The 18,907-nt window shown below is 73.6% G+C and carries 16 protein-coding genes and 1 pseudogene; 7 read left to right on the top strand and 10 right to left on the bottom strand.

Features of this window, described 5'->3' with window-relative positions; genetic code table 11:
- The 3 genes from AE652_RS13940 to asnB form a co-directional block, all read right to left on the bottom strand.
- The coding region (locus tag AE652_RS13940) for a pyridoxal-dependent decarboxylase (RefSeq protein ID WP_049651657.1) at positions 1-637 on the bottom strand (637 nt) is incomplete at its 3' end.
- 141 nt (positions 638-778) lie between these two features.
- Complete coding sequence (locus AE652_RS46395) at positions 779-1,897, bottom strand: hypothetical protein (protein ID WP_049651656.1); 1,119 nt, start codon at positions 1,895-1,897, stop codon at positions 779-781.
- Between the two features lie 242 nt (positions 1,898-2,139).
- Positions 2,140-3,990 carry an asparagine synthase (glutamine-hydrolyzing) gene (gene asnB / locus AE652_RS13930; protein WP_049651655.1) on the bottom strand — a complete coding sequence of 617 codons (1,851 nt, stop codon included), beginning with the start codon at positions 3,988-3,990 and terminating at the stop codon, positions 2,140-2,142.
- A 216-nt stretch (positions 3,991-4,206) separates the two neighbouring features.
- Here asnB and AE652_RS13925 point away from each other — a divergent pair, with 216 nt between their 5' ends.
- Positions 4,207-4,482 carry a hypothetical protein gene (locus AE652_RS13925; RefSeq protein ID WP_049651654.1) on the top strand — a complete coding sequence of 92 codons (276 nt, stop codon included), beginning with the start codon at positions 4,207-4,209 and terminating at the stop codon, positions 4,480-4,482.
- 126 nt (positions 4,483-4,608) lie between these two features.
- Positions 4,609-6,435, top strand: coding sequence for a glutamine--fructose-6-phosphate transaminase (isomerizing) (gene glmS / locus AE652_RS13920; RefSeq protein WP_049651653.1), 1,827 nt, complete (start codon positions 4,609-4,611; stop codon positions 6,433-6,435).
- A gap of 111 nt (positions 6,436-6,546) precedes the next feature.
- Here glmS and AE652_RS13915 read toward each other — a convergent pair whose 3' ends face one another.
- The 3 genes from AE652_RS13915 to AE652_RS13905 form a co-directional block, all read right to left on the bottom strand.
- The gene (locus AE652_RS13915) at positions 6,547-7,485 is read right to left on the bottom strand and encodes a glutaminase (RefSeq protein WP_369808293.1); all 939 of its coding nucleotides are present in this window, start codon (positions 7,483-7,485) and stop codon (positions 6,547-6,549) included.
- 197 nt (positions 7,486-7,682) lie between these two features.
- A complete protein-coding gene (locus tag AE652_RS13910; RefSeq protein ID WP_053112064.1) occupies positions 7,683-8,381 on the bottom strand; it encodes a DUF3152 domain-containing protein in 699 nt (232 codons plus the stop codon).
- Positions 8,378-9,103, bottom strand: a complete 726-nt coding sequence (locus AE652_RS13905; protein ID WP_049651652.1) for a hemerythrin domain-containing protein — start codon at positions 9,101-9,103, stop codon at positions 8,378-8,380. Before AE652_RS13905 ends, AE652_RS13910 begins: the two co-directional genes overlap by 4 nt.
- 342 nt (positions 9,104-9,445) lie before the next feature.
- Between AE652_RS13905 and AE652_RS13900 the strand changes: the two genes are divergently transcribed.
- Positions 9,446-9,661: a heavy-metal-associated domain-containing protein gene (locus AE652_RS13900; protein WP_049651651.1), complete on the top strand. Its 216-nt coding sequence runs from the start codon at positions 9,446-9,448 to the stop codon at positions 9,659-9,661.
- A gap of 100 nt (positions 9,662-9,761) precedes the next feature.
- Here the strand turns inward: AE652_RS13900 and AE652_RS13895 are convergent, their stop codons facing one another.
- Positions 9,762-10,322 (bottom strand): DinB family protein, encoded by a 561-nt coding sequence (locus AE652_RS13895; RefSeq protein WP_049651658.1) that lies wholly within the window; start codon positions 10,320-10,322, stop codon positions 9,762-9,764.
- Positions 10,323-10,434: 112 nt separating this feature from the next.
- Between AE652_RS13895 and AE652_RS13890 the strand changes: the two genes are divergently transcribed.
- Positions 10,435-11,403: a YafY family protein gene (locus AE652_RS13890; RefSeq protein WP_049651650.1), complete on the top strand. Its 969-nt coding sequence runs from the start codon at positions 10,435-10,437 to the stop codon at positions 11,401-11,403.
- A gap of 1,681 nt (positions 11,404-13,084) precedes the next feature.
- Here the strand turns inward: AE652_RS13890 and AE652_RS13885 are convergent.
- The gene (locus AE652_RS13885) at positions 13,085-14,419 is read right to left on the bottom strand and encodes a PLP-dependent aminotransferase family protein (RefSeq protein ID WP_049651649.1); all 1,335 of its coding nucleotides are present in this window, start codon (positions 14,417-14,419) and stop codon (positions 13,085-13,087) included.
- Positions 14,420-14,582: 163 nt separating this feature from the next.
- Between AE652_RS13885 and AE652_RS13880 the strand changes: the two genes are divergently transcribed.
- On the top strand, positions 14,583-15,383 hold the full coding sequence (locus AE652_RS13880; protein WP_049651648.1) for a crotonase/enoyl-CoA hydratase family protein: 801 nt from the start codon (positions 14,583-14,585) through the stop codon (positions 15,381-15,383).
- A 53-nt stretch (positions 15,384-15,436) separates the two neighbouring features.
- Positions 15,437-16,207: a GNAT family N-acetyltransferase gene (locus AE652_RS13875; RefSeq protein WP_063780155.1), complete on the top strand. Its 771-nt coding sequence runs from the start codon at positions 15,437-15,439 to the stop codon at positions 16,205-16,207.
- A 190-nt stretch (positions 16,208-16,397) separates the two neighbouring features.
- Here the strand turns inward: AE652_RS13875 and AE652_RS13870 are convergent, their stop codons facing one another.
- Positions 16,398-17,318, bottom strand: a complete 921-nt coding sequence (locus tag AE652_RS13870) for a LysR family transcriptional regulator (RefSeq protein ID WP_049651646.1) — start codon at positions 17,316-17,318, stop codon at positions 16,398-16,400.
- A 381-nt stretch (positions 17,319-17,699) separates the two neighbouring features.
- Positions 17,700-18,191 (bottom strand): HPP family protein, encoded by a 492-nt coding sequence (locus AE652_RS13865; RefSeq protein ID WP_049651645.1) that lies wholly within the window; start codon positions 18,189-18,191, stop codon positions 17,700-17,702.
- A 196-nt stretch (positions 18,192-18,387) separates the two neighbouring features.
- Between AE652_RS13865 and AE652_RS13860 the strand changes: the two are divergent.
- Positions 18,388-18,907: pseudogene (locus AE652_RS13860) on the top strand (cytosine deaminase); the annotation flags it as partial.

The raw sequence follows: 18,907 nt of genomic DNA, 5'->3' as shown, positions 1-18,907 counted from the left end.
GCCGGCTGCCGAGGCCGAGCAGCTCGGCGGCCTTGCGGACGCAGGAGTGGGTCTCGCCGGTGACGTAGCCGACCAGCGGCGGCAGGCCCGCCAGGCCCTCCTCGCGGACGTCCCGGCCGGCCCGCCGGGCGGCGCGGCTGCGGGCGGCGGCGAGGCAGACGATGGTCGCCATCGAGGTGCCGGAGGTGAGCAGGCCGCCGCCGGCCGGGTGCGGGAAGCCGACCAGTTCGGCTATCCAGCGGACCACGGCGCGCTCCAGGTGGACGTCGGCGTGGTCGCCGCCGGCCGAGCTGGGGTTCATCGCGGAGGCGGCGAGGGTGGCGAGCACCCCGGCGGGGGCGGGGGCGGAGTTGACCCAGCCGAAGAAGCGCGGGTTGCCGTTGCCCATCGGGTACGGCAGGACGTCCCGTCCGATGGCGCCGATCAGCTCGTCGAGCGGGCGGCCCTCGGCGGGCAGCGGGGCGTCGAGCAGGGCCCGGCGGGCGGTCTCGTCCATGGGCTGCCAGACCGGGCGTCCGGGCAGGTCGGCGAGGTAGTCGGAGACGAGGTCGGCGGTGGCGTGGGCTGCACGGCGGAAATCGGCGTCGGCGACGTCGGTGCCGGTGACGTCGGTGCCGGGGGAGTCCTCGGTGGTCATGGCGTGCTCCAGGGAGGCCGGGGGACGGGCTGGGCGAGGCGCGGCGTCCTTGGCGCACCCGGGTCAGGCGATGATCGGGTGATCCTACGCAAGCAGGCCCGCACCGTGCGGTGCGAGCCTGCTTGCTGAGACCCGGGGGCGTCAGTCCAGCGAGCTGGACAGGCCGCTCGCCGAGCGGCAGTAGCCCTGCATCTCCTTGTTGGTGATCTTGGCGCAGAGCCGTCCGGCCGCGCCCCCGTCGGTGTAGTTGACCGTGTAGTAGCTGACCAGGCCCTCGGCGCAGGCCTTGCGCTGCCAGCCGTCGGCGGCGGTCGCGCACTGCTCGGACGCCCAGTCCTCGCGGTCCAGGTTGTACTTCATGGTGCGCGAGCCGACACCGCGGCTGCAGTCCACCGCCCCGCCGCTGGCCTTGCCGTTGAGGCACCACTTGAGGGCCTCGGCGTAGACCTCGGGGTGGTTCGGGTAGTCGTGCGAGGAGAGGAAGAAGGTCGGGGCGTAGAAGAAGCAGGCCGACTGGAACAGCGACGGCTGGTCCTTGCACGGGTAGAGCGGGTCCTGGGCGAGCTTGTCGGCGGGCAGGTTGGCCTTGGCCTGCTCGTCCTCCTCGTCCGGGCCGAAGAGCTGCATGAACAGGCCCTCGGAGCAGCGGATCCGGTTCTGGTCGGAGGGGAACTTGTTGCACAGGTCGCGCGCCTTGGCGACGTCCTGCTTGGCGACGAACATGGTGCCGTGGCCGACGCCGTGGATGCAGGGCCCGGTGTTCTTGGGCGCGCAGAGCTTGAGCAGGTCCGTCTCGGGCTGGGTGGAGGCGTTGAGCATCTCCTCGACCGCGCCGTGCAGGTAGCCGGCCGCGCAGGTCTCGTGCGGGAAGGAGATGACCTTCTGGAAGTCGGCGTTGAAGCGCTTGACCGCCGCGTGGCCGAGCTCGTGCGCGATCGGGTGGCAGAAGCGCACGGTGTACGGCTTCTCCTTGGTGATCTTGTCGAGGTCGGCCAGGGCGACACCGGGGTCGGTGGCGTCCATCTCGGCCATCACCTTGTTGCGCAGCGTGGAGCGGGTCCACACGGCGGGGTCGCCGGTCGGGGTGGCGCTCGCGGGGCCGGCCGCGGCCGGCCGGGCGCCGGCGGCGGGGGTCCCGGGGGCGACGGCGGTCAGGGACGCGGTGGCCGCCGCGGGCGACCAGTCGGTGACGGCCACCGACCCCAGGCCCAGGACGCCCAGGAGCAGGGCGGTGAGAATCGCGAAGACTCGCGGCTGCATGACGGGATCCCCCGGCGGATCGAGGTGAACGTTTCGCTCCCATCCTGACGGCACGTGAGCGGTAAGCCGCGATTTCGCCCGCCATTCGGGAGGTGTCGGCGACGCTATCGCACCGTGGGACCTCCGGGCCCGGCGGGATGGTTCCGCACAATCACCCGGACGGAGTACGGGGGCGCGGGCGTCGCCGGGTGCGCCGTTCGGGTGGCGGCACCCGCGCCCCACACGCGTTCAGGCCCCGGCGGTCAGAGCTCCAGCGTCACCCGGTACTCCGTCAGCCAGGCGTCGAAGTCCAGCGCGAGGTCGACGGCCAGCCGGACGGACTGCGGGTCGGTGTCCGGGGCGAGCGCGTCGGCGAGGCGCCGCCGGTCGAGCAGGTCCAGGGCCGGGGAGGTGCGCTCGACGGCCAGCCGGGCCAGTTCGGCGCGCAGCTTCGCCGGGTAGTGCGGGTCGGTGGTGACCGGGTACGGGCTCTTCGCCCGCTCGGCGACCGCGGCCGGCAGCACGTCCCGGACGGCGGCGCGCAGCAGGCTCTTCTCCCGCCCGTCGAAGGACTTCATCGCCCACGGGGCGTTGAAGACGTACTGGACCAGCCGGTGGTCGCAGAACGGCACCCGCACCTCCAGGCCGTTGGCCATGCTCATCCGGTCCTTGCGGTCGAGCAGGATGCAGACGAAGCGGGTCAGGTTGAGGTACGAGATCTCGCGCATCCGCCGTTCGAGCGGATCCGCCTCCGGCAGGTGCGGGACCTCGGCGACCGCCTCGCGGTAGCGGGCCCTGCGGTAGCCGTCCAGGTCGAGCTTGCGGAGCAGTTCGGCGTCCAGGAGGTGCTCGCGCGGGGTGGCTCCGCCGCCGGCGATGCCGGTGAGGCCGAGCGCCCAGGGGAAGTCGTCGACGGCGATGGTGGCCGGGTCGTGGAACCAGCGGTAGCCGCCGAAGAGCTCGTCCGCGGACTCGCCGGACAGTGCGACGGTGGAGTGGCGGCGCACGCCCCGGAAGAGCAGCAGCAGCGAGGTGTCCATGTCGCCGACGCCGTTGGGCAGGTCACGGGCGCGCAGCACGACGGAGCGCCGGGCCGGGTCCGTCAGGTCGGCCGCGTCCAGCTCGACGACGCTGTGGTTGGCGCCGACGTGGTCGGCGAGCAGCCGGGCGAAGGGGCCGTCCTGGGTCTGCCGGACGTCGTTGGCGTTGAAGGTCTCGCTCTGCCCGGCGAAGCCGACCGAGAAGGAGCGCACCGGGCCGGCCCCGGCCGCGCCCAGGGTCCGGGCGGCCAGGGCGGTGACGGCGCTGGAGTCCAGGCCGCCGGAGAGCAGCGAGCAGAGCGGGACGTCCGCCTCCAGCTGACGGTGCACGATGTCGTCCAGCAGGGCCCGGACGGTGGCGACCGTGGCCTCCAGGCTGTCGCGGTGCTCGCGTACCTCCAGCGCCCAGTAGCGGCGGACCGAGAGGCCCTCGCGGCGCACCCGTACGACGTGCCCGGGCCGGACCTCGTGGATGTCCCGGTACGGGGTGAGCCCCGGGGTGCGGGCGTAGCCGAGCAGTTCGCGCAGCCCGTCCAGGTCCACCACCGGGCGGACGGCGGGGTGGGCGAACAGGGCCTTGACCTCGGAGCCGAAGACCACGCCGTCCGGGGTGCGGTGGTAGTACAGGGGTTTGACGCCCATCCGGTCGCGGACCAGCAGCAGCTCCTCGCGCCGGATGTCCCAGACCGCGAAGGCGAACATGCCGTTGAGCCGCTCGGCCAGGTGCTCGCCCCACTCCAGGTAGGCGCGCAGCACGACCTCGGTGTCGCTGCGGGTGCGGAAGCGGTGCCCGGCCGCCTCCAGTTCCGCGCGCAGTTCGCGGTGGTTGTAGACCTCGCCGCTGTAGGTGAGCACGGCCAGCGTCCGGCCGTCGTGCTCGACCGTCATCGGTTGGACGCCGCCCGCGATGTCGATCACCGCGAGCCGGCGGTGGCCGAGCACGGCGTGCGGCTCCAGGTGGACGCCGCCGGCGTCCGGGCCGCGGCGGGCCTGGGTGGCCGTCATCGCGTCGATGACCCCCCGTTCGGCGGTGAGGTCGCGCTCGAACGCGACCCATCCGGTGATCCCGCACATCAGCAAGCCTCCGGTCTTCCGCTTCGTGTTCAGGGGGTCACGCTACGTGCGGAGTTGGCGCCGCTTCAAGGGGCTTTCGGGAACAGGGGCGAACGGGTGGCCGTTCGACGGCCGAATGTGAAGGAGTCGTGGATGTGGTCTGAAAGTCGTAATGTCTGCCCGATTTCGGGCAGAAACTTTGGCTTCGGCGGCCGGCCCGACCTAGGCTCCACACTCGTGCCGAGCTCACCCCACCCCCACGAAGACCTCCTCGCCCACCTCACCCGGACCAGCCCGCTCGGGCCCCGGGAGGCGGCGCGGGTCGTGGCGGAGGTGCTGGCGTACTTCTCCGAGAGCACCGAGGAGTACGTGCGCCGCCGCCACACCGAGCTCCAGGCACGCGGTCTGACCAACGAGCGGATCTTCGCCCGGCTCACCGAGGAGCTGCCGCAGCGCCGGGTCTCGGCGCCGGAGCTCTCGGCCCGCCAGTTGCGGCGGATCGTCTACGGCTGAGGCGGCCGAGCGCCCGTCGCCCTCATCGCGCTCGCTGCCCTCAGCGGGCTGACTGCCCTCACGGCCCTCAGCGGGCTGACCGCCCTCGTTCCCGACCTTCCGAAGACTTCGAAGAGGAGACCACGCATGTGCGGAATCGTGGCCTACATCGGCCCCAAGGACGCGACCCCCTTCCTGCTGGAGGGGCTGGCGCGGCTGGAGTACCGCGGCTACGACTCGGCCGGTGTCGCCGTCACCGGGCGCAGCGGCGGGATCAAGCTCCGCAAGGTGAAGGGCCGGGTCGCCGACCTGGCCGCGGCCGTGCCGGCCCGGTTCAAGGGCACCACCGGCATCGGCCACACCCGCTGGGCCACCCACGGCGTCCCCAGTGACGCCAACGCGCACCCGCACCTGGACAACGCCGAGCGGATCGCCGTCGTCCACAACGGCATCATCGAGAACGCCGACGAGCTGCGCGCCAAGCTCGCCGCCGACGGCGCGGTGTTCCGCTCCGAGACCGACACCGAGGTGCTCGCCCACCTGATCGCCGCGAACGTGGCCGAGGGCGTCGAGCTGGAGGACGCGGTGCGGGCCGCGCTCGGCCGGGTGGTCGGCACCTACGGCATCGCGGTGCTCGACGCCGAGCGGCCGGACCGGATCGTCGTCGCCCGCAACGGCAGCCCGATCGTGCTGGGCATCGGCGAGAAGGAGATGTTCGCCGCCTCGGACGTCTCCGCGCTGGTCCGCTACACCCGCCAGGTCGTCCACCTGGAGGACGGCGAGCTGGCCACCGTCCGGGCCGACGGCTTCCGCACCTTCACCGAGGACGCCCGCACCACGCACCGCCAGCCGTCCACCGTGGACTGGGAGGTCGACTCCTACGACACCGGCGGCTTCGAGCACTTCCTGCTCAAGGAGATCCACGAGCAGCCCGGCTCGGTCGAGCGCACCCTGAGCGGCCGGCTCGACGAGCGCTTCGCCACCGCGCACCTCGGCGGCCTCAACCTGGACGCCCGGGAGCTGCGCGAGATCCGCCGGGTGAAGATCCTCGGCTGCGGATCGGCCTACTACGCGGGCGAGATGGGCGCGCAGCTGATCGAGGAGCTGGCCCGGATCCCCGCGCACAGCGAGCCGGCCTCCGAGTTCCGCTACCGGAACCCGGTGATCGAGGCGGACACCCTGTACGTCGCGGTCAGCCAGTCCGGCGAGACCTACGACACGCTGGCCGCCGTCCAGGAGGTCAAGCGCAAGGGCGGCCGGGTGCTCGGCGTCGTCAACACGGTGGGCAGTGCTATCGCCCGAGAGTGTGACGGCGGTATCTACCTGCACGCCGGTCCGGAGGTCTCGGTCGCCTCCACCAAGGCGTTCACCTCCACCGTGGTCGCCTTCGCGCTGCTCGCCCTGCACTTCGGGCGCATCCACGACCTGTCGCCCGCCGACGGGCGCCGGATCGTTTCTGCGCTCAAGGCGCTGCCCGACCAGATCCGCGAGGTGCTGGAGCAGAGCGAGGCCATCGCCGGACTCGCCGCCGAGTACGCCGACTCCGCGGGCATGATGTTCATCGGCCGGGTGCGCGGCTACCCGGTGGCCCGCGAGGGCGCGCAGAAGCTCAAGGAGATCTCCTACGTGCACGCCGAGGCCTACCCGGCGAGCGAGCTCAAGCACGGCCCGCTGGCGCTGATCAGCCCCGAACTGCCCACCGTGGCACTGGTTCCGGACGACGAGCTGCTGGACAAGAACCTCACCACGCTGGGCGAGATCAAGGCCCGCTCCGGGCGGGTCATCGCCGTCGGCCACCGGCGGCCCGAGGAGAAGCTCGCGGACCACTGCATCCTGGTGCCCAAGAGCGAGCCCGAGCTGGACCCGCTGCTGCTCAACATCCCGCTCCAGCTGCTCGCCTACCACGCCGCCGTCGCCCTGGGGCGGGACGTGGACAAGCCGCGCAACCTCGCGAAGAGCGTGACGGTGGAGTAGTCCCCCGGAGCCTCGGAGGAGGGCGTCCTCGGAGAGGAGGGCGCTCGTCACGGACCCGCGGGTCCCGGTCGCTGTGCGGACGGCCGGGGCCCGCGTTCCGCTGTCCGCGGGTCAGAACACCGAGCAGCCGGACAGGGTGGTCAGGGTGTCCAGGGCGGCGACCGCGGCGACGGAGTTGCCGGCCTGGTCCAGGCGCGGGCCCCAGGCGCAGACGGCGGCGCGACCGGGGAGTATCGCGAGGATGCCGCCGCCGACGCCGCTCTTGCCGGGCAGGCCCACACGGAACGCGAACTCGCCGGCGGCGTCGTAGGTGCCGCAGGTGAGCAGGACGGCGTTGATCCGCTTGGTCTCGCTGCGGGACATCAGCCGGGTGCCGTCGGCGCGCACGCCGTACCGGGCGAGGAAGGAGCCGGCCAGCACCAGGTCGCGGCAGCTGGTCGCGACGGCGCAGTGGGCGTAGTAGTGCTCCAGGACGGTCTCGACCGGGTTCTCCAGGTTGCCGTGGCTGGCGATGAAGTGGGCCAGCGCGGCGTTGCGGTGGCCGTGCTCGGCCTCCGAGGCGGCGACCACCGGGTCGGTGTCCAGCAGCGGGTTGCCGGACTCGCGGCGCAGGAACTCCCGTACCGCGCCCGAGGCGTCGCCGGTCATGGTGTGGAGCCGGTCGGTGACCACCAGGGCGCCCGCGTTGATGAACGGGTTGCGCGGGATGCCGTGCTCGGTCTCCAGCTGCACCAGGGAGTTGAACGGGTTGCCGGACGGCTCGCGGCCGACGCCCTGCCAGAGGGTGTCACCGCCGTAGGCCACCGCGAGGGCGAGCGAGAACAGCTTCGAGACGCTCTGGACGGAGAACGGCCGCTGCCAGTCCCCGACACCGTGCAGCTCCCCCTCGACGGTGGCGACGGCCATGCCGAAGGCCTCCGGGTCGGCGGTGGCGAGGGCCGGGATGTAGTCGGCGACCCGGCCCCGGCCCGTGGTCGCCCGGGCGGCCGCCTCGGCGGCCTCCAGCAGGACCGGCCAGTCCAGGTACTCCCCGCCGGGCACACCGTTCAACGCTTCTCCTCCACCGGCACCGACTGGGAACACGACCGGGACCGGGCGCGCGGTGCGGGTGCGTCCGGTCCGACCAGGATTATCCGTGTTTCGGGCGGGTGGGTCGGGAGGGGGGTGGGTGGTTCGCCCCGTGCGGTGTCGTGAGGCCGTCGGGGACGGTGGTGCCGCTCGGTGGTGTGCGGCGGCGCGCGGGCCGGCTACGGGGCGTTGGTGGGGGCCTGGACGGGCGGGCCGGTGAGCAGGGTGCCGGTGTCCGAGTACGGCCAGCCGTTGGGGACGCAGCCGTGCAGCCCCTTGATCTGCTGCATCATCACCGGTGCCGGGGCGCCCGGGCCGGGGCAGTCGACGTGGCCGTTGCCGAGGATGTGGCCGACCTCGTGGTTGACGGCCAGCGCGTGGTACTGCTCGGGCCTGCCCTGGTAGAACTCGGACAACTCGGTCCAGCGGGTGAGGTTGACGACCACCTGGTGGGTGACGCCGCAGTGCACCCAGCCGCCGGTGTCCAGCCCGTACTGGCCGCAGATCCGGTCGGTGGACTTCGGGGTGGCCAGGTAGACGGTGAAGTCCACCGGGTCGGCGGGCATCCGCTGGAACGAGGCCGTGCCGCCAGCCGCCCAGCCGTGCCGGACGTCGCCGAGGACCGCGTCCACCTCGGCGGCGAACTGCGCCGGGCTCTCCGCGATCCCGTCCTCCACCCGCACCTTGTAGCGGTACAGGTGCTCGCCGGTGCCGAAGCGGGCGGAGCCGCCCGGCGCGGTGGTGAACGCCAGCCGGTCACCGTCCCCGCCGCTCCACGGCTGCCACCAGAGCAGCCCGGCGGTCAGCGCCGCGACCAGCGCGAGGGCGGGCAGAGCGTGCCGGGGCTTCCAGCGGGGCAGCCGCTCGGGCGCCCTCACCGGTCCGCTCCCGCCGCGGCCAGATGGCCGTACACGCCGCGCATCCGCCGGTGGTGCGCGGCGAGGGGCGATCGGAAGGAGCGGCGGAAGGTCCTGAAGGCCCTGAAGGATCGGAAGGCTTGGAAGGCTCGGAGGGACCGGAGGGCGGGCGGCTCCGGCAGCGGGGAGCCGGTGGCGTGCACCGGCGCTAGCTGCTCCGGGCTGCCGTACGACAGCACGACCCCGGCGGCACGGGACCTCAGGGCGGGCGGGATGCGCCACCTCCTGGCCTCGTCGAAGCGCTCCCAGGCGGACAGCGGCAGGAGGGTGCGGACCGCGTCCAGGCAGAGCTCCTCCTGCGTGTCCAGGTGCGCGCGGACGGCTTCGGCCAACTGTTCCAGGGGGCGGGCCAACCGGTCCAGAGGGCCGGTGAGGCCGACCCGGACCCGGGCGACCGGCACGGCCAGGGCAGCGCGCCGCGCCGCCAGACCGGCGAGTCCGGGCCGCAGGTGGGGCGCCGCCCCGGAGAGCGCGGGCAGCAGCACGTCCTCCTCGGCCTCGTGATGGACGTGCAGGACCTCCAGCATCAGCGCGGTGTGGGCGGCGATCCCGGCCCGCAGGGCCTCCGCGCCGGGCGCGCGGCAGGCCTCGGCGAGACGGGCGAACTCGCCGCGCAGGGCGGCGTGGGCCATCAGGAGGGCGGTGGTGTCCGGTCGGGCGTGGATCGGGGCCAGGGTGGACATGGCGGAAGTGCTCCAGGACGGGATCGGCGGGCCGGGGCGGCCGATCGGCGACCGGGCCGTCGCCCGGTCGTGCGAAAGGGTGGTACCTGGAGGAACGGGGCGGGGTGCGGCGGCGGTTCAGGGCGCCTTCGCGGTACGGGACGCCTTCGCGGTTCGGGCGGTGGCGTGCGCCACGGTGCCGGCCCCTGTCGGACGGGAGGCCCGGGTGGTTCCCGGAACCGCTCGATGGTGTCACTCCGGCGGCGTGTCCCTGGGCGGCGCCGTCGGATTCGGGTGTCGTAGGGCGGGTCGATCCGTCCGGGTCGGCCCTGTCCCGAGCGAGCTGCCATCGGAGGCGCCGTCATGTCCACCACCGCTGTTTTCACCGTCGACGGCATGAGCTGCGGCCACTGCGAGAAGACGGTCAGCGCCGGGCTCGCCGTCCTGCCGGGCGTCACCGACGTCAGTGCCGACGCGCCGAGCGGCCGGGTCACCGTGGCCTCCGCGCAGCCGCTGGACGAGGCCCTGGTCCGCCGCGTCGTCGACGGGGCCGGGTTCACCTTCGTCGGGCAGGCCTGAGGGCGGTTCCGGGGAGGGGCGGTCCGGGGATGCGGTGCAGGGGGGCGCGGGGCCCGGCGACTGCTGTCGACGGGCCCCGCCGCCGTCCCGCCGGCCGGGCTCAGCCCATGCTCTTCGCGCCGTCCAGGGACTCGCGGATGATGTCGGCGTGACCGGCGTGCTGGGCCGTCTCGTTGGCGATGTGCAGCAGCACCCGGCGGGCCGACCACTCGGCGTCCGCCTCGAACCACGGGGCCTTCGGCAGCGGCTGGGTGGCGTCCAGGTCGGGGAGGGTGGCCACCAGCTCGTCGGTGCGCACGGCCACCTCGGCGTACGCCGCGAGGACACCGGCCAGCGTCTCGCCCGGCAGCATGCGGAACTCGTCCGCGCGGCGGGCGAAGTCCTCCTCGGTCCAGGCGGTGAAGTCGGGCATCGCGGACGGGCCCTGCACGATGAACTCCGCCCAGAGCCGCTCGACGCTGGTCACGTGCTTGATCAGGCCGCCCAGGCACAGCTCGCTCGCACAGGTCCGCAGGCCGACCTGCTCGTCGGTGAGGTCGCGGGTGGTGAAGCGCAGGAAGTGCCGCTGCTTCTCCAGGGCCGCCAGGAGGTCGGCGCGCTCGCCGGTGAGGTTCTGCGTGGCGGCGGGGGTGGTGGCGGCGGGGGTGGTGGTCGTGGTCATCGTCATGGCCTTTCGCTGGGTTCCTGCTACGGGTTCCTGCTCCCTCGGACAAGAACAACGCTACGGACCATTGCGGTCACTTCCTGTCCTGAATCCCAGGGAGAATCGACGCATGGCGAACACCAGCACGCGGACGCTGCGACTGCTCTCCCTGCTCCAGACCCACCGGTACTGGCCGGGCGACGAACTGGCCGACCGGCTCGGCGTCTCCGTCCGCACCCTGCGCCGCGACATCGACCGGCTGCGCGAACTCGGCTACCCCGTCGAGGCCCAGCGCGGCGTCGACGGCGGCTACCAGCTCGCGGCGGGCGCGGCGCTGCCGCCGCTGGTGATCGACGACGAGGAGGCGGTGGCCCTCGCGGTCGGCCTCCAGGCGGCGGCCGAGAGCCCGGTCGAGGGCGTCGCCGAGGCCTCGGCGCGGGTGCTGGCGAAGGTGGTCCAGGTGATGCCGGCCCGGCTGCGCCGCCGGGTGGAGGCGCTGCGCGCGGTCACCGTCCCGGTGGACTGGGGGACGCGGACGGGCACGGGCGTCGACCCGGACGTCCTGACGGTGGTGGCACTCGCCTGCCGGGACGGCGAGCGGGTGCGGTTCTCGTACACGGCCGCCGACGGGCGCGGTACGGACCGGCACGTCGAACCGCACCGGCTGGTCTGCCTGAACCGCCGCTGGTACCTCGTCGCGTACGACCTCGACCGGGCCGACTGGCGCAGCTTCCGCCTCGACCGCCTCACCGCCCCGACCGGCAGCGGCGCCCGCTTCGCCCCCCGGACCCTCCCGGCGGCCGACGCGGCGGAATTCGTCCGTGCGGGCCTCAACAGGATGCCCCGACCGCACCAGGTGGAGGCCCTGATCGAGGCACCGGCGGAGTTCGTCCGCGCCCGCGTCGGCCGCTGGGGCACCGTGGAACCCGTCACCCCGCACCGCTGCCGCCTACGGATGACCGCCGACTCGCTCGACTGGCCCGCCATGGCCCTCGGCTCCCTGGGCGCCGAATTCCAGGTACTCGCCCCGGACGCCCTCCGGACCCTGCTCACGGACTGGAGCACCCGCTTCGCCCGCGCAGCGGCGGAGGGGGAGTAGGAAGTCGGCCCCGTCGACTTCTGGTGTCGGTAGTCCGTGCATCCTGCTGCGCCTGGCTGTTGCTTGCCCGGCCCCGGTGCTCGCCCCTGTCCCTGGGCCGCGGCCGGGGTGGGTGGTGGCGTGGGAAGTCGGCCCGGCCGACTTCTGGCGTCGGCAAGGGGCGTGGTGCACCGCTCTGACGGCCGCTTCGTCGTGGTCTGCTGCTCCGGTGCTTGCCATGGTCGGACGACGGCCCGTTGCGGCGGAGTAGGAAGTCGGCCCCGCCGACTTCTGGTGTCGGCAGTCCGCACACCCCGCTGCGCCTGGCTGTTGCTTGCCCGGCCCCGTGTTTGCGCCCGGCCTTGGCCTTCATGCTCGCTCCGGTGTCGGTGCTCGCCCCTGTCCCTGGGCTGCGGCCGGGGTGGGTGGTGGCATGGGAAGTCGGCCCCGCCGACTTCTGGTGCTGACGGTCCGCGCATCTTGCTCCGCTTCTGTCCTCACCTTCGGCCTTGCCCTTGCCCTTGCCCTCGGCCTCGGCCTTCGCGTTCGCTCCCTCCCCGGGGCGCGGCCGGGGGCGGTTGGCGGTGTGGAAAGTCGACCGGGCCGATTTCTGGCGGGTGGCCATCGGCACATCACCACCTCGGCCCGGTGCCGGCGTCGGAAGTCGACCGGGCCGAGTGCCGGTGTGACCGGCGAGTGTGCCCCGGCCGCCGAATGCCGTACTTCCGGTCTGAGTAGCTGTGGCGGCATGGCCGGTGTTGGTGGAGCAGGAAGTCGGGCCCGTCGACTTCTGGTGCCGCTCTGGGCGCGTTCGGGTTTGTGGCGGGCCGGTAGGTGGAGTGGGAAATCGGACCCGTCGACTTTTGGCGCGGGCCCTGGGCGGGTTCAGGCCCAATGGCATTTGGCGTGGGCGTGGGTGCCGCGTGGGCGTGGGGGGCGGTGGCGGGTCGTGGCGTGGGAAGTCGGCTTGGTCGACTTCTGGTGCTGACAGTCCGCGCACCTTGCTGCGCCTGGGCGGAGTTTGCCCCGCCTCTGCCCTCACCCTCGGCCTTCGCCCCGTCCCTGGGTTGAGGCCGAGGGTGGGTGGTGGTGTGGAAAGTCGGCCCGGCCGACTTCTGGCGTCGGCAAGGGGTGTGGTGCAGCGTTCCGGCGGCTGCTTTGTCGTGGTCTGCTGTTCTGGCGCTCGCCATGGTCGGACGACGGCCCGTTGTGGCGGAGTAGGAAGTCGGCCAGGCCGACTTCTGACGGGTGGCCGTTGGGGCGTTAGCGCCTCGGCCCGATGCAGGTGCTGGCGTCGGAAGTCGACGGGGCCGAGTGCTGGTGTGGCCGGTGAGTGTGCCCTTGCCACCGGATGCCGTGCTTCTGGTCTGTGCAGCTGTGGCGGCATGGCGGAGTAGGAAGTCGGGCCCGTCGACTTCTGGCGCCGGTCTGGGCGGGTTCGGGTTCGTGGGGGGCAGGTGGAGTGGGAAGTCGGGCCTGTAGACGTACGCGCGGGCGTGGGGGAGCAAGTGGGGCTTGTCAGGTGGGGATGGGGCGGGTCCTTGTGGGCGGGGTGGCGTGGGAAGTCGGCCTGGCCGACTTCTGGTGCGGTTGTGGTGAGAGCGGGTCGGGTGGGGCCTGATGTGCTGTCGGCGCTCGGTATGGCCGGGTTGTGGTGGCGGAGTGGGACGTCGGGGCCGTCGGCTTTTGGTGGTGGGGGGGGTCAGGGGGCGATGGCTTCGAGGGTGGTGCGGAGGTGGGTGAGGACGGTGGGGAGGGTGGGGAGTGGGGGTGTGGCGAGGGCGAGGCGGAGGGCGTTGGGGTGGTGGGTGGTGGTGGCGAAGGCGTCGGCGGTGGAGATCAGGATGCCTTCGGCGGCCAAGGCGGCGGCTGCGTGGTCGGGGCGCTGGTGGGGTTCGAGGGTGAGCCAGAGGATGTAGGAGGTGGGGTGGGCGGTGGTGGTCAGGCCGGTCAGGGCCGTGCGGGCGATGGACTGGCGGGCGGCGGCGTCGGTGCGGCGTTCCTGTTCCAGCCGGGCGACCGTGCCGTCGGTGAGCCAGCCGGTGGCGAGGGCGGTGATCAGGCCGGGGGCGCCCCAGGCCGCCGCGCGCAGGCTGGTGGTGGCGGCCCGGAGCAGGTGGTCGGGCAGGACGGCGAAGCCGAACCGCAGGCCCGGTGCCACGCTCTTGGAGAGGCCTGCCAGGTAGCAGGTGCGCTCGGGGGCGAGGGCGTGCAGGGGCTGGGGCGGGGCGGCCTCCAGGAAGGCGTAGGTGCCGTCCTCGATGAGGGTGAAGCCGTGGTCGGCGGCGAGCCGGACGAGGCGCTCGCGCTGTGCCGGGGCGAGCACCCAGCCGAGCGGGTTGTGGACGGTCGGCTGGGTGTACACCGCCCGTACCGGCCGGGTGCGGCAGAGCCGGTCGAGTGCGTCGAGGTCCGGGCCGTCGGTGGTGACCGGGACGGGCGCCAGGTCCAGTCCGTGGGCGGCGGCGAGCAGTTTGATGCCCGGGTAGCCGAGCGCGTCCACGGCGAGGACGTCCCCGGGGCGGGTGAGCGTGCGCAGGACGCAGTCCAGGGCCTGTTGCGCCCCGCTGGTGAGCAGGACGTTCTCGGGCGCGGTGTCGATCCCGCGGTCCAGCAGGTGGGTGGCCACCGCGGCCCGGTCGTGCCGGTGGCCGCCCGGCGGGTGCTGGCGCAGCAGGGCCTCGGCGTCGCCCGAGGAGGCGAGCGCGCGCAGGGCCTGCCGCAGCTGGTCGCCCTGCCCGGGGGAGAGCGGCTGGTTGAAGGAGAGGTCGGCCACCCGGGGCACCGGGAGCGCGCGGGAGGGTTCGAGGCCGTCGTAGCCGGAGCGCAGCCGGACGAAGGTGCCGCGGCCCTGCTCGCCCACCACCAGCCCGGCGGCGGCGAGTTCGGCGTACACCCGGGTGGCGGTGGCGAGGGCGATCCGCCGCTCGCGGGCGAGGGTGCGGTGGGTCGGCAGCCGGGTGCCGGCCGGGAGCGCGCCGGAGCGGATGGCGGTCGCGTACTCGTCGACGATGGCCTTGTAGGAGGGCGGTCGCACGGGTCACCTGCCCTTCCGGGGAGTGGACGGTCCGGGCACGGGCGTGCACAGGCGTGGACGGGTGCGTACCGGAGTGTATCCAGGACAATAAGTGGATTGTCCTGGGCCGGTGTTCCTAGCCTCGTCACATCCAGCAGCGAGGCCAGGAACGGAGCACGCGCCCATGACCATCCGCAGCGAGCGGGACCGGCACGTCGTCACCCTCACCATCGACCGGGAGAAGAAGCTCAACGCCCTCGACTACCCGACGATCGACGCGCTGCTCGCCGAGCTCGACCGGATCGACGCCGACGACACCGTCCGCGCCGTGATCCTCACCGGGGCCGGCGGGCGGGCGTTCAGTGCGGGTGCCGACATCCCGTCGCTGGCGGCCAGCATCGCGGGCGGGCCGGAGCGGGCGCTGCGCGAGTTCGTCCGGCGCGGGCACACCCTCACCCGGCGGATCGAGGAGTTCCCCAAGCCGGTCATCGTGGCCGTCAACGGCCTTGCCTTCGGCGGTGGTTGCGAGATCACCGAGGCCGCCCCGCTGGCCGTCGCGGCCGAGCACGCGACCTTCGCCAAGCCCGAGATCTCGCTCGGCTTCCCGCCGCCCTTCGGCGGCTCGCAGCGGCTGCCCCGGCACGTGGGCCGCAAGCGCGGCCTGGAGATGATCCTCACCGGTGACCCTGTCCCGGCCGCCCGCGCCGCCGAGATCGGCCTGGTCAACTCGGTCGTCCCGGCGGACGAACTGCTGGACACCGCACGGGATCTGGCCGAGCGGATCATCCGGCACGCGCCGACCGCCGTGGCCGCCTGCCTGCGGGCGGTGACCCGGGGCATCAACCTGCCGATCGACGAGGGGCTCGCGGTGGAAGCGGCGGCCTTCGCGGCGACCGTGCCGACGGACGGTGTACGGGACGGGATCCGGCGCTTCCTGGACCGCTCGTCCTCCGGTGGCAGCTCGTCCTCCGGTGCGGAATCCTGAGGCGGTACCGGAAAGTTGTTGTCGGCGGGCGACCGGGGGCTGATCATGGCGGGATGTCGGATCTACTCGCCCGTGTGACCGCCTTCCGCGCCGCCTTCGCCCGCCGCCAGGCGGCGGAGACCGTCGAACTTCCGGAGTTCCCCGGGGTGTTCGCCGTCCGGGACGCGGCGTTCGGCCAATCGGAGGAGCACAACCAGCTGATCGTCGAGGGCCCGGGAACCGACCCGGCGGCGCTGCCCGAGCTGGCCGCCCGGTGGTTGGGGCGCCGCCACCGGTACCGCGTCACGGTGCTGGACCCGGAGTCGGGCGAGCGGGTCGCCCCGGTGCTGGCGGCGGCGGGGTGGGAGCGGGAGAGCGTGGTGGTCCTGGCCCGGTCGACGCTCGGCTGCCGGCGGCCCGAACCGGCCGCACTCCCCGTCGAGTTGGCCGAGGTGCGGGCGGCGGTGCTGCGCCAGCAGCGGGAGTGGATCGAGGGCGAGGAGCTCGCCCGGCAGCTCACCGACCGCCGTTCCGCCCGGCTGCGCGGTGCCGAGCGGGTGCACTTCCTGGCCGCTCGGACGCCGGCCGGCGAGGTAGCGGCCTGGAGCGACCTCTATCTCGAACCGGCCGTCGGGCTAGGCCAGTTGGAGGACCTGGTGACCGGTTCGCGGTACCGCGGTGCGGGGCACGGCGACACCCTGCTGGCGACCGGCCTGGCGCTGGCGGTCGAGGCCGGTGTCCCGCAGCTGTTCCTGCTCGCGGACGCCGTGGACTGGCCGCGTGAGTGGTACGGCCGCCGGGGTTTCGAGGAGATCGGGCGCGGTCACGCCTTCTACGGTCGGTGACGGTCGGGGTGCGGGGCGGTGGCACGGTCTGCTCCACCGGCCGGAGCTGCCAAGGCAGTTGCGCTGTGAGATGGCGCTCGCCGTGCGGGCGGGGGCCGGGCGCGCGGCCTGCTGGACGTCCTGCCGGAGGACTTCGCCCCGCTGCGGACGGCGAGCTCCGGGTAACGGGCGGGGGCGGGGCACGAAAGGGTCAGGCCGTTTCCGGATCGACGGCCGGCGGGGCTTCGCGGCCGCAGTGGGCGGCGACGGTGTCGGCGAAGGCGCGGGCGAGCGGGCCGAGGTTCTCCCAGTCCCGGACGGCCCACCCGGCGGTGAGGGCGGGCAGGTCGGGCAGCGGGAGCAGCCGCAGGCCGGGGTGACCGGGGCCCTGCCACTGGGGGAGGGCCGGGACGACGGCGTGGCCGAGGCCGAGTTCGGCGAGCAGGATCGCGGTGTCCCAGTCCGCGACGCTGGTGTCGAAGACCGGCCGGATGCCCGACTTCCCTAGCCAGGACTCGACCTGGGAGCGGGAGACGGAGTTCTGCGGAAGTCCGATCAGCCGGGCGTCCTGGAGGTCGGCGGGCGCGATCCTGGCCCGGGCGGCGAGCGGGTCGCCCGCCGTGACGGCGAGTACCCAGGGCAGGTCGACCACCGGTTGCTGGTCGATGCCCCGGGCCGGGGCGCCGAGGGTGATCCAGGCGAGGTCGACCCGGCCGGCGTTGAGCGACTCCAGGCAGCTGCGGCTGGAGACCTCGGTCTGGAACTCCAGGCTGACCCGGGGGAAGCGCCGCCGGAAGTCCACCACGGCCGCGGACATGAAGTGCCGGATGCTGGTGGCCCCGGTGGTGATCCGGACGGATCCGCCCTCGCCGCGCGAGAGTTCGGCGATCCGGTGCAGCGCGTGGTCGATGCCGCCGAGGCCGGTGGCGACCGCCGTGCGCAGCAGGCTGCCCGCCGCGGTGGGGACGACCCCGCGCGGGTGGCGCTCGATCAGGGCGAGGCCGACCTCCCGTTCGAGCCGCTTCACGTGCTGGCTGACGGCGGACTGGGTGCAGTTCAGCTCGCGGGCGACGGCGCTGAGCGAGCCGGCCCGGCAGACCGCGGCGAAGACGCGGAGGTCGTCAATGGTCACGGAGACCCAAGGTATCGCTTGGAGGGGTCCCAGCAAATCGGCGGATTGACTTGGGTGTTGCGGGGGATCGATCATCGGACCAGGGCCCAGGGCGGCAACCCGCCCGCTGACCCGCCGGCGTTCCGGACGCTGTGGGCGGGAGCGGCGGGCGGGTGTCGACCCGCATCTGTTCGAGAGCAGTTCTCTACAAGAGCGGTGATGTACGACGGAGGGGCGGCGCGCCGATGCTCGGGGTGCGTCGTGCCGGGGGCGCTCGCCTCGGCATGGGCGGAGCGGGTGTCCGTACCGGGTGGAACGGATGACGGCCGGGTCATCCGATCGGATGACCCGGCCGTCGGCGTTCGGCGGGAGAGTGGAGAGCCGGTCAGTACGGCGCGGCCGTCACCAGGACACCGGGTAGCGGACCGGGTGCCCGCCGATCCGGCCGGGCAGCAGGCCGATCACGACCAGCAGCCCGGTGGCCAGGACGAGCAGCGGGAGGAAGGGCACGGGGTGCGGCGCCTGCAGGACCACGATCACGGCGGTGGCCGCGGCCGGGGAGTGCGAGAGGTGGGTGAGCATCATCGCGCCGAGCGAGAGCCCGGCGGCGACGGCCGCGCCCCAGGTGGTGCTGCCGGTGACGGCGAGGACGGCGAAGCCGATCAGGGCCGACATCAGGTGCCCGCCGACCAGGTTGCGCGGCTGCGAGATCGGCAGCCCGGGCGCGCCGTGCACCAGTGCGGCGCTGGCGGCCAGGGGCGGGATCAGCAGTGGCTGGTCGAGCAGTACTCCCACCCCGACCAGCAGGAGCAGGGCGCCGATGGCGAAGACGGTGGCCCGCAGGGCGTGCAGCGGGTGCCGTCCGGGCGTGGCGGCGGGCGGTGGTGTGGACATGCGTGAGGTACTCCGGACGAGGGACGGGGACCCGGAGATGATAAACAGACTGTTGAATGAAAGGTAGGACGTTTTGCCTGTCGGGCACATTCCGTCCAGGGGGCAGGACCACCCGGGGATCCAGAGCGAGCCGCGGATCCAGAGCGAGCCGGGGAACCAGAGCGAGCCGCGGAACCAGAGCGAGAGAGAGCAGCCCATGACCACGCCTTCCGTCACCGTCTTCCGGGACGTCCGCCCGTACGGTGCCGACCGGGCCGTCGACCTGATCGCCGTGGACGGCCTGCTGGCCGAGCGGGTGCCGGACGGGGCGGTGCCGGAGGTGGTCGAGGGCGGCGGCCGGATCGCGCTGCCCACCCTGGTGGACGCGCACATCCACCCGGACAAGACGGCCTGGGGCGAGCCCTGGTACAGCCGGCGCCCGGCCGGCTCGCTGCCCGAGTACGTCCAGGGCGACGTCGACCTCCACCGGCACCAGCGCACCCCGCTCGCCGAGCGGGCCCACCGGCTGCTGAGCCACGCCGTGACGCGCGGCACCCGCGCCGTGCGGGCCCATGTGGACGTGGCGCCCGCGTACGGGCTGGCCGGGGTGACCGGGCTCGCCGAGGCGCGCGAGCGGCTGGCCGGCGCGCTGGACGTCCAGCTGGTGGCCTTCCCGCAGCACGGGGTCCGGCGGACGCCCGGCGCGGGCGCGCTGCTCGCGGAGGCGGCGGCCAGCG

The sequence above is a fragment of the Kitasatospora sp. MY 5-36 genome (assembly GCF_001182915.1).
Lineage (GTDB): Bacteria > Actinomycetota > Actinomycetes > Streptomycetales > Streptomycetaceae > Kitasatospora.
This window is presented reverse-complemented; position numbering and strand designations above follow the sequence as displayed.

What these genes read in the sequence shown, in the direction of transcription:
- glmS (WP_049651653.1), top strand. Translation starts at nt 4,609, where the DNA reads ATGTGCGGAATCGTGGCCTACATCGGCCCCAAGGACGCGACCCCCTTC.
- AE652_RS13905 (WP_049651652.1), bottom strand. Translation starts at nt 9,103, where the DNA reads ATGTCCACCCTGGCCCCGATCCACGCCCGACCGGACACCACCGCCCTC.
- AE652_RS46395 (WP_049651656.1), bottom strand. Translation starts at nt 1,897, where the DNA reads ATGCAGCCGCGAGTCTTCGCGATTCTCACCGCCCTGCTCCTGGGCGTC.
- AE652_RS13900 (WP_049651651.1), top strand. Translation starts at nt 9,446, where the DNA reads ATGTCCACCACCGCTGTTTTCACCGTCGACGGCATGAGCTGCGGCCAC.
- asnB (WP_049651655.1), bottom strand. Translation starts at nt 3,990, where the DNA reads ATGTGCGGGATCACCGGATGGGTCGCGTTCGAGCGCGACCTCACCGCC.
- AE652_RS13890 (WP_049651650.1), top strand. Translation starts at nt 10,435, where the DNA reads ATGGCGAACACCAGCACGCGGACGCTGCGACTGCTCTCCCTGCTCCAG.
- AE652_RS13880 (WP_049651648.1), top strand. Translation starts at nt 14,583, where the DNA reads ATGACCATCCGCAGCGAGCGGGACCGGCACGTCGTCACCCTCACCATC.
- AE652_RS13895 (WP_049651658.1), bottom strand. Translation starts at nt 10,322, where the DNA reads ATGACCACGACCACCACCCCCGCCGCCACCACCCCCGCCGCCACGCAG.
- AE652_RS13865 (WP_049651645.1), bottom strand. Translation starts at nt 18,191, where the DNA reads ATGTCCACACCACCGCCCGCCGCCACGCCCGGACGGCACCCGCTGCAC.
- AE652_RS13875 (WP_063780155.1), top strand. Translation starts at nt 15,437, where the DNA reads ATGTCGGATCTACTCGCCCGTGTGACCGCCTTCCGCGCCGCCTTCGCC.